Origin of the sequence: Pseudarthrobacter sp. NPDC058362, from assembly GCF_042723515.1 — a bacterium.
Classification (GTDB): Bacteria; Actinomycetota; Actinomycetes; order Actinomycetales; family Micrococcaceae; genus Arthrobacter.
This window is the reverse complement of record NZ_JBHXIW010000005.1, coordinates 132,395-147,177: the sequence shown is the minus strand read 5'-3', so window position 1 is coordinate 147,177 and position 14,783 is coordinate 132,395. Positions and strand designations below refer to the sequence as shown.

14 protein-coding genes are annotated in these 14,783 nt (G+C 64.1%); 6 read left to right on the top strand and 8 right to left on the bottom strand.

Features of this window, described 5'->3' with window-relative positions; translation table 11 throughout:
• Positions 1–224: 224 nt before the first annotated feature.
• From ACFWIX_RS11920 to ACFWIX_RS11900, 5 genes are all read right to left on the bottom strand, one after another.
• Positions 225–881 (bottom strand): NeuD/PglB/VioB family sugar acetyltransferase, encoded by a 657-nt coding sequence (locus tag ACFWIX_RS11920; RefSeq protein ID WP_377216335.1) that lies wholly within the window; start codon positions 879–881, stop codon positions 225–227.
• On the bottom strand, positions 878–2,041 hold the full coding sequence (locus ACFWIX_RS11915; protein WP_377216334.1) for a DegT/DnrJ/EryC1/StrS family aminotransferase: 1,164 nt from the start codon (positions 2,039–2,041) through the stop codon (positions 878–880). Before ACFWIX_RS11915 ends, ACFWIX_RS11920 begins: the two co-directional genes overlap by 4 nt.
• Entirely contained in the window at positions 2,038–3,132 is a 1,095-nt protein-coding gene (locus ACFWIX_RS11910; RefSeq protein ID WP_377216333.1) for a Gfo/Idh/MocA family protein, read from the bottom strand. The genes ACFWIX_RS11915 and ACFWIX_RS11910 overlap by 4 nt, the downstream gene beginning before the upstream one ends.
• Before the next feature lie 22 nt (positions 3,133–3,154).
• Positions 3,155–4,696 carry a sugar transferase gene (locus ACFWIX_RS11905; protein WP_377216332.1) on the bottom strand — a complete coding sequence of 514 codons (1,542 nt, stop codon included), beginning with the start codon at positions 4,694–4,696 and terminating at the stop codon, positions 3,155–3,157.
• Positions 4,697–4,850: 154 nt separating this feature from the next.
• Entirely contained in the window at positions 4,851–7,541 is a 2,691-nt protein-coding gene (locus ACFWIX_RS11900) for an AAA family ATPase (RefSeq protein WP_377216331.1), read from the bottom strand.
• A gap of 502 nt (positions 7,542–8,043) precedes the next feature.
• Between ACFWIX_RS11900 and rpsF the strand changes: the two genes are divergently transcribed.
• The 5 genes from rpsF (at position 8,044) to ACFWIX_RS11875 (ending at position 10,605) form a co-directional block, all read left to right on the top strand.
• Positions 8,044–8,349, top strand: a complete 306-nt coding sequence (gene rpsF / locus ACFWIX_RS11895) for a 30S ribosomal protein S6 (RefSeq protein WP_377216330.1) — start codon at positions 8,044–8,046, stop codon at positions 8,347–8,349.
• A gap of 70 nt (positions 8,350–8,419) precedes the next feature.
• A complete protein-coding gene (locus ACFWIX_RS11890) occupies positions 8,420–8,995 on the top strand; it encodes a single-stranded DNA-binding protein (protein ID WP_377216329.1) in 576 nt (191 codons plus the stop codon).
• Between the two features lie 128 nt (positions 8,996–9,123).
• Positions 9,124–9,363, top strand: coding sequence for a 30S ribosomal protein S18 (gene rpsR, locus ACFWIX_RS11885; protein ID WP_003800144.1), 240 nt, complete (start codon positions 9,124–9,126; stop codon positions 9,361–9,363).
• Between the two features lie 18 nt (positions 9,364–9,381).
• Positions 9,382–9,834 carry a 50S ribosomal protein L9 gene (gene rplI, locus ACFWIX_RS11880; RefSeq protein WP_377216328.1) on the top strand — a complete coding sequence of 151 codons (453 nt, stop codon included), beginning with the start codon at positions 9,382–9,384 and terminating at the stop codon, positions 9,832–9,834.
• Positions 9,835–9,978: 144 nt separating this feature from the next.
• Entirely contained in the window at positions 9,979–10,605 is a 627-nt protein-coding gene (locus ACFWIX_RS11875) for an FMN reductase (RefSeq protein ID WP_377216327.1), read from the top strand.
• A 21-nt stretch (positions 10,606–10,626) separates the two neighbouring features.
• On the opposite strand, the gene ACFWIX_RS11870 is transcribed toward ACFWIX_RS11875, so the two are convergent.
• Together ACFWIX_RS11870 and ACFWIX_RS11865 are read right to left on the bottom strand one after the other, a co-directional pair.
• The gene (locus ACFWIX_RS11870) at positions 10,627–11,403 is read right to left on the bottom strand and encodes an SDR family NAD(P)-dependent oxidoreductase (protein ID WP_377216326.1); all 777 of its coding nucleotides are present in this window, start codon (positions 11,401–11,403) and stop codon (positions 10,627–10,629) included.
• The gene (locus tag ACFWIX_RS11865) at positions 11,400–12,128 is read right to left on the bottom strand and encodes a FadR/GntR family transcriptional regulator (RefSeq protein WP_377216325.1); all 729 of its coding nucleotides are present in this window, start codon (positions 12,126–12,128) and stop codon (positions 11,400–11,402) included. Before ACFWIX_RS11865 ends, ACFWIX_RS11870 begins: the two co-directional genes overlap by 4 nt.
• A gap of 157 nt (positions 12,129–12,285) precedes the next feature.
• Between ACFWIX_RS11865 and ACFWIX_RS11860 the strand changes: the two genes are divergently transcribed.
• Complete coding sequence (locus ACFWIX_RS11860) at positions 12,286–13,779, top strand: GntP family permease (protein WP_377216324.1); 1,494 nt, start codon at positions 12,286–12,288, stop codon at positions 13,777–13,779.
• A 61-nt stretch (positions 13,780–13,840) separates the two neighbouring features.
• On the opposite strand, the gene ACFWIX_RS11855 is transcribed toward ACFWIX_RS11860, so the two are convergent.
• A complete protein-coding gene (locus tag ACFWIX_RS11855) occupies positions 13,841–14,407 on the bottom strand; it encodes a hypothetical protein (protein WP_377216323.1) in 567 nt (188 codons plus the stop codon).
• Positions 14,408–14,783: the final 376 nt, after the last annotated feature.

Genomic DNA, 14,783 nt, shown 5'->3' with positions numbered 1-14,783 from the left:
GGGGGGGGCTTTTGGGGGGGGGCCTTTTTCGTCGTTTTTCCGTAACCCCCCCGGGGCGGGGTGTTTTGGCCCTTTGTGGGCAATCGCTCGGGGGGGCCCTCCCCCCCCGGCCCCCCCCCGCCGTCGCTTCCTTTGCGAAGGGACCGTAGCTGCGCGTGCCTTCGATAATGTCCTGAGTTCCAGTGCGTCAGCAGGATGGTGGGGCATCGGCCCCTGGCCCCTCCTCAGTGATTGCCCTGCGTGAAAACCTGTACGTCGTTTTCGTGGGCTGGAACGCCCACCCACGTTTCGCCGTCCGGCACGTTGCTTAGAACGGCGGCCCCCATCCCCACCGAGGCGTAATCGCCCACGGACGTGCGGTCACGCACACTGGAATGCATGCCCAGACAGGCGGCACGGCCTATCCGGACGCCGCCGCCCAACGAAACGCCGGCGGCGAAGGTTGCAAAATCCGCTACGTCGTCATCATGCGAGAAGGTCACCGACGGCATCGCGACAACATGGGCGCCCAGCGTCACACCTGCGGTGAGGGTTACGTTGCGGAGGAGGATGCTGCCCCGCCCTATACGGCATCCCTCCGGGTATTGGACAGAGGGGTCAATCGCCGTCGCATACCGGGATTCCTGGAGTCCCAGCCGGGCGAGCCGCTCGACTACAGCCTGCCTTCTCCGGCCGGAACTCATGCACACGAGCAGGAAGGCATGAATGAAGCTGACCGCATCGTCAATGCCGCCCAGGACCGGTGCCCCGTCCACCGTCACGCCGGCCAATTCCTTGTCGTCGTCCAGCAGCCCCACAATGTCGTACTGTCCACTGCTCCGCACCATGGCGAGCACCTCCCGGGCCAGTCCGCTCGCTGAGATCAGGATCAGTTCACTCATGGCGTCACCGGCTTCGCTGCGTTTCGGATGACGTTGACCACGCGGTTGATACTGGCGGAATCAAGCTCGTGGAACATCGGCAGGGCCACGGTGTGCTCGCTGAGCCGTTCGGTGTGTGGGAGCCTGACGTTATCAGTACTCCGCCACCGGAAGGCAGGCTGCCGATGGCAGGCAGGGGAGCCGCGCCGTGCCGATATGCCGGCATCGGCAAGCTTCGACAACAGGCGCTCCCTGCTGGCAGGGAAGCCGGGCAGAAGTTCCAGCCACAGTGTCTGGAAATTAGTGGTGCCGTAGGGTGGGTCGGCCACCAGTCGGAGGAACTTGAGGTTCTCGAGGGCTCTTGAGTAAGCCGCCGCAATTGTCCGTCGCCGGTCCACCATCTCCGGGAGTCGTTTGAGCTGGACAGTCCCAACGGCCGCCTGAAGGTCTGTCATCCGGTAGTCATACCCGACCTCCACGCAAACCTTCCGGGGAGAGAGGAAGGCGTCACGGGAAGGGTCTGGAACGCTGATTGCATGTTCGCGCAGCATGCGTGCCCGGGCTGCCCAGTCCGCCCGGTTCGTGGTGAGCATTCCGCCTTCCCCTGTTGTAAGGATGCTGGTGCGATGAAAAGACCAGACGGCTACTTCGGAGCCGGTTCCGACCGGCCGGTTCCGATACTTGGAGCCTGCCGCGCAGGCTGCGTCTTCAATGACGGTTATTTCGTGCTTGTCGCACAGCAGGCGGATCTGCTCGAGGTCAGCCGGGACTCCAGCGTGGTCCGCCACGATGACCGCGCGTGTATCGATGGTGATTGCGGCATGAATGGTTTCAGCCGTCACATTGCCGGTGGCAGGATCAACGTCGCAGAAGATTGGGCGGGCCCCCACGTAGGTCACCGCATTTGCCGCGGCGATAAAGGAGAGGGAAGGCACCACAACGTGATCCCCTCGGCCAACGCCGGCGATTAGCAGCGCCAAGTGCAGGGCGGCGGTGCAGCTCGAAGTGGCGACTGCGTGGCGGGCCTCCTGTGCCCCCGCGAAAGCGTCTTCGAACTCTCTTACCCGGGGGCCCTGGCTGAGGCGCCCCGAGGCGATGACGGAAGCAAGGGCAAGGCTCTCTTCATGTCCGAGCCAGGGTTTCGTCACGTCGATGCGGGCGAGTGCTGTTTCCACCCTCATGGCTTCACGGCCTTTCCGGCAGCGACGGGCGGTTGAACAGGCGACGCCATGCCCTCCCTGCTGCAGCTGACTGCCACCGCGTCGAGCATGGCGAGCACGCGCAGTGCTGACGCGTCAGGTGATGCGAGTCCGTCCGCTTCGCGGATACGCCGGGCGAATTCGGCTACGAGATGGGTCTCCTGGCCATGGATCGCGGCAGGAAATGATTCCGTATTCCAGGGCTGCCGGGATTCACGCCAGTGACCGGGAAGCGTGCCAGTATCCCACCCCGGCTTCGAGGCGACCACGGAGAGCTGGTTCCCGGGCCGCATGCCATCCCACAAAACAGTCAGCCGGGAACCTGCGATGACCACCTGGTGCCTTATAACGCAACTCAGCCTATTCACATACAAATGGGCCAGGGCGTCATTGCCAAGCCTGAAATTGACGTGGCCCACGCAGTCACGGCCCGTTCCCAGAGGATCTCCTCCAAATGCCGAGACTTCCCGGGAATTCAAGCCCTCGGGAAGCACACGATCCAGGATGGCCAGGCTTTCCGGCGCCAAGTCCCAAAACACGTCCCGTTGTGCGGGGTCGGGAAGTGTCCCTGTCCGTACGACATCGACGAACAGGAGTTCCCCAAGTGAGCCGCTAAGGGTGAGCGTTCTCAGGTGTTGGACCGCAGGGGTAAAGGAATGGGCATGGTTGGCCATGAGGACGACGCTGTTGGACTGTGCTTCTGCAACCAGTTCCAGACCGCGTTCCAGGCTGTCTGCCAGTGGCCTTTCAACCAAGGCATGCTTACCGGCCCGCAGGGCTGTCATTGCCGTTCCGTGGACGAAACGAAGCGGTGTGGCAACCGCAACCGTATCCAGCGGCACGCAGTCCAAGGCTTCGTCGATGGTTCCGAAGTGGGGGGCGCCGCCAAGCTTCCTGGAAAGCTCTGCGGCCCGCATGGCATCCGGATCGCAGATGGCGGCCAGGTTCCAGTCGCGGCTTTCCTGCAGTGTGCGGGCAAGCCTGCTTCCCCGCACACCCGCTCCGATGACGGCAATGCCCAGTCTGCCGGCTTCGGCGGCCCTCCCGATGGACTTTTCAGCGTCCGCATTCATCGTTCGTCCTCCTGCTCCTTGGTCAGTAGGCGCCGGCGGGCCGGAGTATCACGCGGAACGTTCGCCAGACGATCAGCAGGTCACCGGCGATCGACCAGTTTTCCACGTAGTAAAGGTCCAGGCGTACGGCTTCGTCCCAGTCCAAGTCCGAGCGGCCATTGATCTGCCACAGCCCCGTGAGGCCGGGCTTGATCAATAGACGGCGAAGAGCGTGCCGCCCGTAGCCTTCGACTTCGCTGGCGAGCGGAGGACGCGGACCAACCATGCTCATGTCGCCCATGACGACGTTCCACAGTTGCGGCAGTTCGTCCAGCGAGTACTTTCGCATCCACCGCCCGCAACGGGTAATCCGTGGATCGTGATGCATTTTGAACAGGACTCCTGCTCCTTCGTTTTCCTTCTCCAGACCGGGCTTGAGGGCTTCCGCATCAGCGACCATGGACCGAAACTTGAACATCCTGAACGTCCTGCCGTTCTTTCCCACGCGGTCCTGCCGGAAAATGACGGGGCCCGGGCTGTCCAACCGGACAATGACGGCCAGGACCAGGAACAAGGGAGCCAAAGCCACTAGAGCACAGCCCGCCGTGGCTATGTCCATGACCCTTTTCAGGCTGTGCTTCGCACCCGAATACTGCGGGATGTCCACGTGCATAAGCGGCAGGCCTTCCACCGGCCGCCAGTGGATGCGAGGGCCCGCCACGTTGGTGAGAGTGGCCGCCAGAACCATTTCCGCCGCGCATTCTTCCAACTTCCAGCCCAGTTCGCGGATAAAGCTATTCCCGCCCGGCAGCGGTCCGGCGACGATAACTGCGTCAGCCTGAACCAGGCCTGCCGTCCGGGCGATGTCGTCGGTAGATGACAGAACTGACACGTGATGATCGTCAACTCGGAACTTCGCCCCCCGGCGTGCCCCGGGGAGGCATACACCGAGCACCTCATACACCACGCCGGACTTCTTCTCGATCTGGTGGACGACATAGCGGACGTCTTCAGGTTCGCCTACCACGATGGCCCGTGAGAGGTGGTGGCCCTTGGCCTTTTCCAAAGCGAGCCTCCGCCGGAAGACCCAGCGGTTCGCAGTGAGAGCGCAGATGCCCAGTGGAAGAGAAACCGTGATGAGCGCTGCTCCGCCCTCAACGGAAAAAACGACCGAGGCAATGGCCACGGCTGCAAATGTCCGGAATGTCGCGGTGCCGACGAGCTTGTACTCGTGCGCGCCGACACCGAGCACCTTCGAGTCCCGGGTGCGGTGGACCCCAAGGGCTGCCATCCACAGCAGGGCAACTCCGGCGCTGGCAGCGACCCCGATGTCCGTGGTTCCGGTTCCGGTGCCCGTGGGGCCAGCGGGAAAGGACACCGGGCCGGCAGACAGGTAGCCGGCCAGGACCGCCAGCGCGACCAGGACAGAGTCGGTGAGGCGCAGCAGGTTGATGTGGGTGGAGATCCATTCCGCTGATTCTTTTCGACTTAGCGCTGGTCGTGTTTCCGCCCCTACAGACTGGACCGGCCGTATCTCCCGACGGAGGACCTCTTGCTGGCCCCGTGCCACAGATACGCCTGTCATTCTGACCCCTTCCCGAGTGTCTGCCGGCACTGGCACCGTGAAGCAAACTTAGCTTCAGCGCCGCATTAGGGGTCCAATACCAAAGGCAGGCTGTGGGTCCGTTTAAGGATCATTGTGGAAAATGCGGGTGCCCGCCGAAGCCGCCGGCGAACGTCTAGTAGAGCGGCAGTGCGTAGGGCTCCGGGGAGCTCTGCTGTTTGTTTGCCGCCAGGGCGGTCAGCTGCGCCCGCGATTCAACTCCGAGCTTGCGGTAGATCGCTGTCAAGCGCACCTCGACCGTCCTGACGGAAACAAAAAGCGTGGCCGCGATCTCTTTGTTGCGCATTCCACGCGCCACCATCGTTGCAAGTGCCCGTTCATGGTCGGCAAGCATCAGCAGGGCTGGATTTCCCTGGGGGTTGGCAGGTTCGACCCGCTCGTCGAGCAACAGCGCGTCGATGTGCTGGACCCAGGCATACGCCCCTATTTCGTCGAACATCACCTTGGCCCGCATCAGCGCGTCACGCGCCTCCCGGACCCGTCCAAAGGCGTTCAAACGCTCCGCGTAACACATCAGAGTCCGGGCGCGTTCGAGTACAGACTCTCGGCCGGGCCTGGTCTCGAGGGCTTGCGTGAAGAGCTGCAGGGACTGTTCGCCGTCCGCGAGCATGGCCCGGCTCCGGGTTATTGCCATGATGAGCCACGGTGAGCGCAACCCTACTGACCGGCTTTCCAGTCGGAGGAGGGTCTGTGTAGCCTCGCGGTGCCGGCCCAGCCGGATCAGCACCTCCACCAAGTCAGGCTCACATCTCAACAACGAAGGATTGCCGAAGCCCATGCCGATCTCCGTCGCCCGGGACAACTGGGCCAGGGCCTCGGCCAGGTCACCCCGCAGGAGTGCAAAGTGGCCCTGCCAGGCAGCCAATTGGGCGGTGAGGGCAGGGTGGCTTGCGGCGCCAATGTAGCGCTGAGCGTCTGCAGCGCAGATCTGCGCCGATGCCTCGTCCCCCATTGCATGGGCGCGCCAGAGCCGGAAGACGTGCCGGAGCCCGCGGTGATACTTGATCCCATCGTCGCGGCGTTCGATCTCTCCGATGAGATTGACGGCGGCGCGGACGTGGCCGGCCCGGATTTCATTGTCCGCTGCAAGGAGAGCGGCCGTCTCCCGCCAGTTGACCCCATACGCTTCAGTGGAGTTGAGAACCATCGTGAACGCCTCGTTCGCCGGGCCGTAGCGCTCCGCGTAGCTGAGGGCACGACCCTGGACCAAGAGACTGGGCAGCAGCGCATTTCCGGGCGGTTCATGCATCCGGCCGAACGCCCCCGATTCGCCCCTGATGGACTCGACAATCAGCTTTGCCCGTTCGCTGATTGCCAGGCATTCAGGCGACGCCGAGCCTTGGAATTCGGGGTAGCGGAGAAGCTCAACCGCATCCACTAGTTCCCAACGCTCAGCGAAATAAAGGGCCGCAAGGGACAGCAGGGTGGCGGCATAGGACGGGTCGTGCCGGCCGAACTCCTTCACGAGGCGCAGTACCATGCTGGAGCGCACCGGAGCGCCTTGCATAAAGGCGATCTCGAAGGACAGGCCTGTCAACCTCAGGACCAGCGCCGGATTGCGGGTGACCCGCTGCGCCCATTCAAGGTAGCGCTGGGCGTAGGCGAGATGGCCACGGTTAAACAGCAGTTCGGCTACGGTTGTCAGACGTGCCGCTGTCTCCGCTTCCCAGGGGTTGATCGTCAGGGCGCGTTCGACATATTCCAGCGCGAATGGCACTTCTCCAGCCCGAATCAGGTCAATGGCGTGGCGCAGGAGGCCAAAAGCTGTCTGCCGTTCGAGGCCGGTGAAGCTGAGGTGCCACCGCCTGCCGTAGGAATCTGTGTCTTCAGCGGCTTCGGCCAGTGCGCGATGATCCGCAGTCCGGGATGCCGGTGGCGTCGCGGCAAAAACATGCCCCCGCAGCAGTTGGTTGGATATCTGAAGGCAGGACCCGGATCGGCTCACCAGGCCGCTGGTGAGCAACTCTTCCACGCCCGCCCACACGTCGGGGCAGATCTTTTCAAGCGTGGTGATCTCGCTTCGGTAGGAAAGCGACAGCAGCTCCAGCACCCGGCGGGCGATGGGGGAAAGACCGCCCAGCAGCATTGCGAACTCCCCCTCGAAACAGCACTGGCCGGGCAGCGGTACGGGCAGCGCATACTCCCCCTCCGCCTGCCGTTCCAGCAGCCGCTGATAAAGCTCGACGGCGGCAAGGGGGTTCCCCTGGGCAACTGCGGCAACTGCATGGGCGGATGCCGGCGTTGCGTGGTGTGCAGGGATCGCTTCCAGCATCAGGACCAAGTCGTTGTGGCCGAGCGCCTCGAGCTGCAGGACCGGCAAGCCGCTGAACGCGGTGCCCGGAACGTCGGTACGGAGCCCCACGAATAAGGCGATGTCCGTGCCGGCCAGGCGGCGGGCCAGAAATCCGATCACGGCCTGGCTGCCCGGGTCCAGCTGGTCGGCATCATCAATCACGATGACCGTCCGGCATGACGACCGCTGGTGGACTGCGTTGAGGAGCATGGTGGAAACGGTCGCTACGTCCATTGAGCCCGTGGCATCTCTCAGAACTTCCTCGGCAACCCGGTTCAGGACAGGGTCATCCATGCCGTTGAGCAGAGCGGTCAGGCCGGACAGCGGCCACTCGGACTCAGAGGCACTGGCGCCAAGGAATACCGTCCGGCAATCGCATATCGAGGGAATTTCGGCGAGCAGGGCAGACTTTCCGGCGCCCCGCGGACCCGCCACGGCGAGAGCGGAATCCCGAGGCCCTCGAATCACGGCAAGAATGCGGTCCAGTTCCTTGCTTCGACCTACCAACGACATAGGGTCCCCACTCATCGAAGAAGGAGACCGATGCTGTCTTCGTACGTTGTTATGACCCTTGCAGCCATTGGCCTGGCCGTTCGGGCCTATTTGTTCCTGGCCGCTTCGTTGCGTCCAGCGCGGTACCCAGCCGTCACGTCAATATAGTGGGCAAACACATGACGCACCAGCGAACTCCGGGCCCCCGAGTACTCTATTTTCGGCGCTCTACTACTTGGATTCTTGGGCGACCGGGCACGCTTCGGTGGGCGCCAGGAATCCGACGCCGGTGGCTTGCGCCCCGTTATCCACATACCCGCATCCAGGCAGGACGCGGGTCCGGCATGGGAGATAGGCTCGAGTCAAGCGCGAATCGCCTTACACGGTCCACATGGACTAAGATAGTGAAGTCTGTGCTGCGTCCTGCCTCCGTTCCGGTGGCCGGCCATGGCACGGAATCGCAAATGAACCTCCTGTTACGGAAATGCCGTAACCGCTTAGCCCAAAGGAGGTGGGTTCACATATGCGTCCTTACGAATTGATGGTAATCATCGACCCCGAGGTCGAAGAGCGTACCGTTGAGCCGTCGCTTCAGAAGTTTCTGAACGTCATCACCAACGATGGTGGAACCATCGAAAAGGTTGACATCTGGGGCCGTCGTCGCCTGGCTTACGACATCAAGAAGAAGTCCGAAGGTATCTACGCCGTGGTGAACTTCACCGCTACGCCGGAAACCGCCAAGGAACTTGACCGCCAGCTGTCTCTTAACGAGACCATCATGCGCACCAAGATCACCCGCCCCGAAGAGCAGAAGGTTGTTGCTGAGTAGTTCAGCACCATCTTCATTCTTTACTCCCGCAGGAAACGTACTCTTCAACCAGGAACCAAGGAGGCAATAGATGGCAGGCGAAACCACTATCACGGTCGTCGGTAATCTCACCAATGACCCGGAACTGCGGTTCACCCCGTCCGGTTCGGCAGTAGCGAACTTCACCATTGCTTCCACCCCGCGTACCTTTGACCGCCAGTCCAACGAGTGGAAGGACGGGGAAACCCTGTTCCTCCGTGCGTCTGTCTGGCGCGAAGCAGCCGAGAACGTCGCCGAATCCCTGACCAAGGGCATGCGCGTGATTGTGACCGGCCGGCTGAAGAGCCGCTCCTACGAAACCAAAGAAGGCGAAAAGCGCACCGTTATCGAGCTTGAGGTCGACGAAATCGGCCCGAGCCTGCGCTACGCCAATGCCAAGGTCAACCGTACCCAGCGCTCCGGCGGTCAGGGCGGCGGCTTCGGTGGCGGCAACGGCGGCGGTGGCTTCGGAGGCGGCAACCCTGGTGGAAACCAGGGCGGTAACTCCGGTGGCGGCTGGGGTGGCGGCAACAGCCAGCAGTCCGGCCAGGACGATCCCTGGGCTACGCCCGGTGTCTCCAACGCCGGGGGCTGGGGCAACGGCCCCGACTCCGAACCTCCCTTCTAAAAAACCATTATTAAGGCCCGACGCCGGGACCGCCCGGGTGCCTAAGGCACCCAAGGTGGCTGCCGCCGTCGGACCACCACCATCCCGTGGATCAACATCCACGGGCTCCCTAGAATAGGAGCTCCACGATGGCTAAGGCTGAACTCCGTAAGCCCAAACCAAAGTCCAACCCCTTGAAGGCCGCTGACATCACTGTCATCGACTACAAGGACGTAGCATTGCTGCGCAAGTTCATCTCCGACCGCGGCAAGATCCGCGCCCGTCGCGTCACCGGCGTTACGGTCCAGGAACAGCGCAAGATCGCACAGGCAATCAAGAACGCCCGCGAAGTTGCCCTGCTGCCTTACTCCGGCGCTGGCCGCGGCTAAGGAAAGGGATTAACTAACATGGCAAAGCTCATTCTGACCCACGAAGTTACCGGTCTCGGTGCTGCTGGCGACATTGTCGAGGTCAAGGACGGTTACGCACGTAACTACCTGCTGCCCCGCAACTTCGCCCTGACCTGGTCGAAGGGTGGCGAGAAGCAGGTTGAGTCCATTAAGGCCGCCCGCGCCGCCCGCGAGCACGCTTCCCTGGAAGACGCTCAGAAGCAGGCTGCTGCACTCTCCGCCAAGCCGGTCCAGCTGGTTGTCAAGGCAGGTGAGACGGGCCGCCTGTTCGGCACCGTCAAGCAGGCCGACGTTGCTGACGCTGTTGAGGCCGCCGGCCTCGGCCGCATCGACAAGCGCAAGGTTGAACTGCCGGCTCACATCAAGTCGGTCGGTTCCTACCAGGCCAACGTCCGTCTCCACGAGGACGTGTCCGCAGTGATCGACCTCAACGTGGTTGCTGGCAAGTAGTTCTTACTGCTGCACGCCGAAAACCCCCGTCGCCGGATTCCGGCGGCGGGGGTTTTCTCATGTCCGGGAATACTTCCGGCAGGGCGCAGGTTCTCCATGTAGATGCAAATGCATATAAGCCCGAGCAAGCACCAGGAGCGCCCCATGGAAACCCGCCGCATCACCGTTCTGTCCGCCGGCCTCGGCGTCCCGTCGTCGAGCCGCCTGCTGGCTGACCAGCTCGCCACGGCAGCCGAAAGGCAGCTGTCGGCAGCGGGTTACGCCGTGCAGGTGGAGACGGTCGAACTGCGCGATCTTGCCGTGGACATCGCCAATAACTTCGTGACCGGCTACGCGGCATCGAGGCTGGCCGAGGTGATCTCCGGCGTCGAGGCATCCGACGGCATTATCGCCGTGAGTCCGGTCTTCAGTGCCTCCTACAGCGGCCTCTTCAAGTCCTTCATGGACGTTTTGGACCCCCAGGCACTGGACGGCAAGGCGGTGCTGCTGGGCGCTACCGGCGGCACCGACCGACACCAGATGGTGCTGGACTACGCCATGCGGCCGCTGTTCACGTACCTGCGCGCCCGGATCGCCGCCACGGGCGTCTTCGCGGGGCCGCAGGACTGGGGCGCCGCGGACGACGGCGGCTCCTTGCTTTCGGCGCGCATCGACCGGGCCGCGGGGGAGTTCTCAGGGCTCCTGGAAGGGGCGCAGCCCAATCGCAAAAAGGCCCCCGCCGAATCCCTGCCGTTCGAAGAACTCCTGGCAGGCATCAGCGGAGGCCGGTAAGCGGCGCAGGCTGTATGGGCGCTAGGAAACCTGGAGGCCGCCGTTGATGTCGTAGGTGGCCGCCGTGATGAACCCGGCGTCCTCGCCCATGAGGAAGGACATCAGGGCAGCCATCTCGCCCACGGTCCCCACCCGGCCCACCAGGATGTCGCGGGACATTTCCTTCTTGCGCTCGTCCGTGAGGGTGCCGCCCATGATGTCGGTATCCACCGGACCCGGTGCGATGGCGTTTACGGTGATGCCGTGCTCGCCCATTTCGCGGGCCAGTGCGCGCGTAAAGCCGATGATGCCGGCCTTGGCCGAGCTGTAGGCCACCTTGGAGTAGGTGCCGCCGCCGCGTTGGGCGGAGATGGAGGAGATGCTGACCACGCGCCCGAGCTTCCGGTCGATCATGCCGCCGAGGACACGCTGGGTGACAAGGAACGTGCCGGTCATGTTGATGGCAAAGACACGCTCCCAGCCCTCCTTGGTTTCCTCCATGAACGGCCGCGGCGAGCTGATGCCTGCGATATTGGCCAGGCCTACAATCGGCGGCAGCTCGGCCTCGACGCGGCTAATGGCCGCGTCGATGGAGGCCTCGTCGGAGACGTCGGTCCGGAGGCCAATGGCCTGGACGCCGTGGCGTGCGGCAATGTCCTTCGCCGCCTGCGCGGCAGCTTCGCCGTCGATATCGAGGATGGCGATGCTCCAGCCCTCGCTGGCCAGGCGGTCCGCGGTGGCGCGGCCGATGCCGCGCTCTGAGGCTGCACCGGTGAGTACCGCGGTGCGCTGGGCGGGGAAAGTTGCCGTTTCGGTCATGCTGTTTCAGCTCCTGTGTTGGGTTCCTGGTTATTGATGAAGCGGGCGTAGTCGTCGTACGTCTGGTTGATGTGGTCTTCCATCGCCTTGCGCGCCGTTTCCGGGTTACGGGTCTCGATCGCGGCCAGCACCAGGTGGTGGTGCTCGATGGCGTGGCGCTGCACCTCCACGAAGGCGGATGTTTCGCGGCGCGTGGAGTAGAGCAGGTTTCCCAGCTGCCCCAGCAGTGCCGGCAGGAAGGGGTTGGCAGAGGCGCGCAGCACCGCGTCATGGAATGCGAGGTCGGCCACCGTAACGCGGTCCAGGTCGCCTGCCGCGTGCGCGTCCTCCAACTCCCGGATGGACTCGTGCATGGCAGCCAGGTGTTCCGGTCGGGCATTCTTGGCGGCGAGCTCCGCGGAGCCGGTTTCCACCATCCTGCGGACCTCAAGCAGGCGCAGCGCCACCTCGTCCCCGCCAGTGCCGCGGGATGCGGCCCGGAGGATGGCTTCCAGACCGGTCCACTCTTCCACGGGATTCACGAATGTGCCCAGGCCGCGGCGCACCGCGACGATGTTCTGCGCCTGCAGCGTCTTCAGCGCCTCCCGCACGGTCAGGCGGCTGACGTCCGCCTCCCGGGCGATCTCCGGCTCGGACGGCAGAGGCTCGCGGGGTTTGAGTTCGCCGCTGAGGATCCGCTCCAGAAGGTCCTCAAACACCGCAACCGCCAGCGTATTCCGGCTCATCCACGCACCTCCATCGCTGCACTTGTCAGATGTCTTATGTGCAAGTAGTGTGGCACCAGTCACTCGTTGGAGTCAACTCGTTGCAGAAACGTCGCGGCCCCTTCGAGGAGCGGCCGGGCACACCGTCCGGCTGTCCTTTCCCAAGGAGTAAATCAACGTGGATCTACAACTCTTACTTGCGCTGGTCCTGGGCATCGCGACGATCGTCGTCCTGGTCCTGCGCACCCGCCTCGATGCCTTCGTGGCATTGCTCATCGCCTCACTGGTCACGGGCCTGGTGGCCGGCCAGTCCGCCCTGGACATCACCAAGGCCATCACCACCGGTTTCGGCAACACGCTGGCCTCCATCGGCATCGTGATCGGCCTCGGCGTCGCCATCGGCAAGATCCTGGAAGTTTCGGGAGCCGCCAACGCGCTGGCCTTGGCCTTCCTCCGCCTCTTCGGCAAGGGCCGGGAGCCGTGGGCTTTGGGAACGGTGGGCGCCCTCGTCTCCATCCCCGTATTCTGCGATTCCGGCTATGTCATCATGAACCCGTTGGCGCGCTCCATTGCCCGGGTCAAACGTGCCGGCTACGTCACGCTTGCCCTGGCGCTCGGCTGCGGCATGACCCTGACGCACCACCTCGTGCCGCCGACTCCCGGCCCGCTCGCCGTCTCCGGCCTCCTCGGCGCCGACCTCGGCGCAGTGATCCTCACCGGCCTGGCCTTCACCGTCCTGCTGCTGCCCATCGTGGTGGCCTACGCCAAGTGGATCGGTCCCAAGCTGGAGTCCTCCGTCAGTGAGGAAGTGCGCACTGCCGTTTACGGCCGCGCCGCGCTGGTGGGTGCGGGCGAGGGATCCCGCAGCGGTGGTTCGGCAGGGGTCGCAGATTACGACGGCGGCACGGACCATGCAGCCGATCTCGCCGACGATTCCGAAGTTGATCTCGGTACCCGGCCGGCAGGTGCCAAGCCGCACCGCGTAGGCGCATTCCTGGCATCGCTGCCGCTCCTGGTGCCGCTGCTGCTGATCGTGCTGAACACGGTCACCGGCGCCATGGACCAGAACGCCCAGGGCGTTGTGGGCGGTAAGTACGAGCCTTCCGACTGGGTAGTGCCCTTCGCGTTCATCGGCAACCCCGTCATCGCGCTGACCATCGGCGTGCTGCTGGCGGTCTACGTCCTCCTTCCGCGCTGGACCCCGCGCAACAAGGTCCAGCACTGGTTCTCCGAAGCTGCCGCCTCTGCGGGGCTCATCCTGCTGATTACCGGCGCCGGCGGCGCACTGGGCCAGGTGCTGCGCACTTCAGGCGTAGGCGACGCCCTGGCCGAGGCCATCGCTGCTACCGCCCTGCCGGCCTTCCTGGTCCCGTTCCTCGTGGCCACCTTGGTCCGTCTGGCCCAGGGCTCCGGCACGGTGGCCATGATCACGGCAGCCTCCGTCACCGCACCTCTGGTGGGCACGCTCGGCATCGATCCGCTGGTGGCCGCCATCGCCTGCACCGCCGGCTCCATGATCCTGAGCTACTTCAACGACTCCTACTTCTGGGTAGTCACCCGGTTCACCGGCCTGGACGGTACCGCTGCGCTGCGCGGCTGGTCCGGTATCACCACGGCCGTGTGGGCAGGCTCGATTCCGCTGCTGTTCATCCTGAACCTGGTGATGGGCTAGCGAAAACCAGGACTAACGCCGCGGCCCCCGGAACTGCAGAGTTCCGGGGGCCGCGGCGTTCCTAGTCCTCCAGGAGGGAGATGAACTCCCTGGCCTGGACCAGTGTGATGTCCGAGTGCCGGCTGAGGGCCGCCGCAGCGCCTTCCAGATCGCCACTGCGGGCCAAGGTGCGGATCCTGCCGTAGATCTCGTCGTTGAGCATGTTGCTGCTGACTTCCCGGGTCACGTCGCCCTTGCTGGCAATGGCGCGGTACCGGTAGGGGAACCGCTCGGGTTCGTCCTCGTCCTCCTCGACGGCGGGCGGCGAAGTTTCGGGGCTTCGGTAGGGCTGCGGGTGGGCGGCGAGGGCGCCGACGGCGTCCCTGGAGGCGCGCAGGCCGGCTCCGCTGATTTCGTAGTACAGCTTGATGGCCGCCATGGCCTGCCCCTGGGCGATCAGGGCGTACAGCCTTCGGTGCTCGTCCTCAGAGAGCTTGGCGGCAGCGGCCCGGGCCAACTCCACTGCGTTGGGGGCAGGTACCGGCGGGCCCGCGACTGACTTCCGCCTCGCCGCTGCGCGGGCAACAAGCAGTACCCCCGCAGCCACTGCCAGGAGGATCAGGACAGGGACCACAAGCGTTTCACCCATATTCCAAGCTTAGGCCAGCCAGGGTTATCCACAGCAATATTCACTGGGCTGCATGGATGATGGCCCTCCATGCGCCGCCCGGCATCTGTCCGGTCCTCCGAGGGCATGTAGAGGGTCGGGGACTGGCGGAACGACCCGCTGAGGAGTGGTCAGCCCCTCCTTCACACTGTCCGGAGCCGCCTCCGGTTGTGGATGAAATTCCACAGAAGAAATATTTACTCCACAGACTGGAATGGATGTATCCGCAGGTCAGCGCGATATTAGGCGGCAAACTTTTTCCTTGTCCACAGCCTTTCCCACAGACTGTGCACAAGCTATGCCCCGTAGTGCACAGGTTATCCACACGTTGTCCGGCCTTCCGGCTTTGCAGGGCATC

Coding starts and splice junctions, on each gene's coding strand:
- ACFWIX_RS11920 (WP_377216335.1), bottom strand. CDS start 881: ATGAGTGAACTGATCCTGATCTCAGCGAGCGGACTGGCCCGGGAGGTG.
- ACFWIX_RS11915 (WP_377216334.1), bottom strand. CDS start 2,041: ATGAGGGTGGAAACAGCACTCGCCCGCATCGACGTGACGAAACCCTGG.
- ACFWIX_RS11910 (WP_377216333.1), bottom strand. CDS start 3,132: ATGAATGCGGACGCTGAAAAGTCCATCGGGAGGGCCGCCGAAGCCGGC.
- ACFWIX_RS11905 (WP_377216332.1), bottom strand. CDS start 4,696: ATGACAGGCGTATCTGTGGCACGGGGCCAGCAAGAGGTCCTCCGTCGG.
- ACFWIX_RS11900 (WP_377216331.1), bottom strand. CDS start 7,541: ATGTCGTTGGTAGGTCGAAGCAAGGAACTGGACCGCATTCTTGCCGTG.
- rpsF (WP_377216330.1), top strand. CDS start 8,044: ATGCGTCCTTACGAATTGATGGTAATCATCGACCCCGAGGTCGAAGAG.
- ACFWIX_RS11890 (WP_377216329.1), top strand. CDS start 8,420: ATGGCAGGCGAAACCACTATCACGGTCGTCGGTAATCTCACCAATGAC.
- rpsR (WP_003800144.1), top strand. CDS start 9,124: ATGGCTAAGGCTGAACTCCGTAAGCCCAAACCAAAGTCCAACCCCTTG.
- rplI (WP_377216328.1), top strand. CDS start 9,382: ATGGCAAAGCTCATTCTGACCCACGAAGTTACCGGTCTCGGTGCTGCT.
- ACFWIX_RS11875 (WP_377216327.1), top strand. CDS start 9,979: ATGGAAACCCGCCGCATCACCGTTCTGTCCGCCGGCCTCGGCGTCCCG.
- ACFWIX_RS11870 (WP_377216326.1), bottom strand. CDS start 11,403: ATGACCGAAACGGCAACTTTCCCCGCCCAGCGCACCGCGGTACTCACC.
- ACFWIX_RS11865 (WP_377216325.1), bottom strand. CDS start 12,128: ATGAGCCGGAATACGCTGGCGGTTGCGGTGTTTGAGGACCTTCTGGAG.
- ACFWIX_RS11855 (WP_377216323.1), bottom strand. CDS start 14,407: ATGGGTGAAACGCTTGTGGTCCCTGTCCTGATCCTCCTGGCAGTGGCT.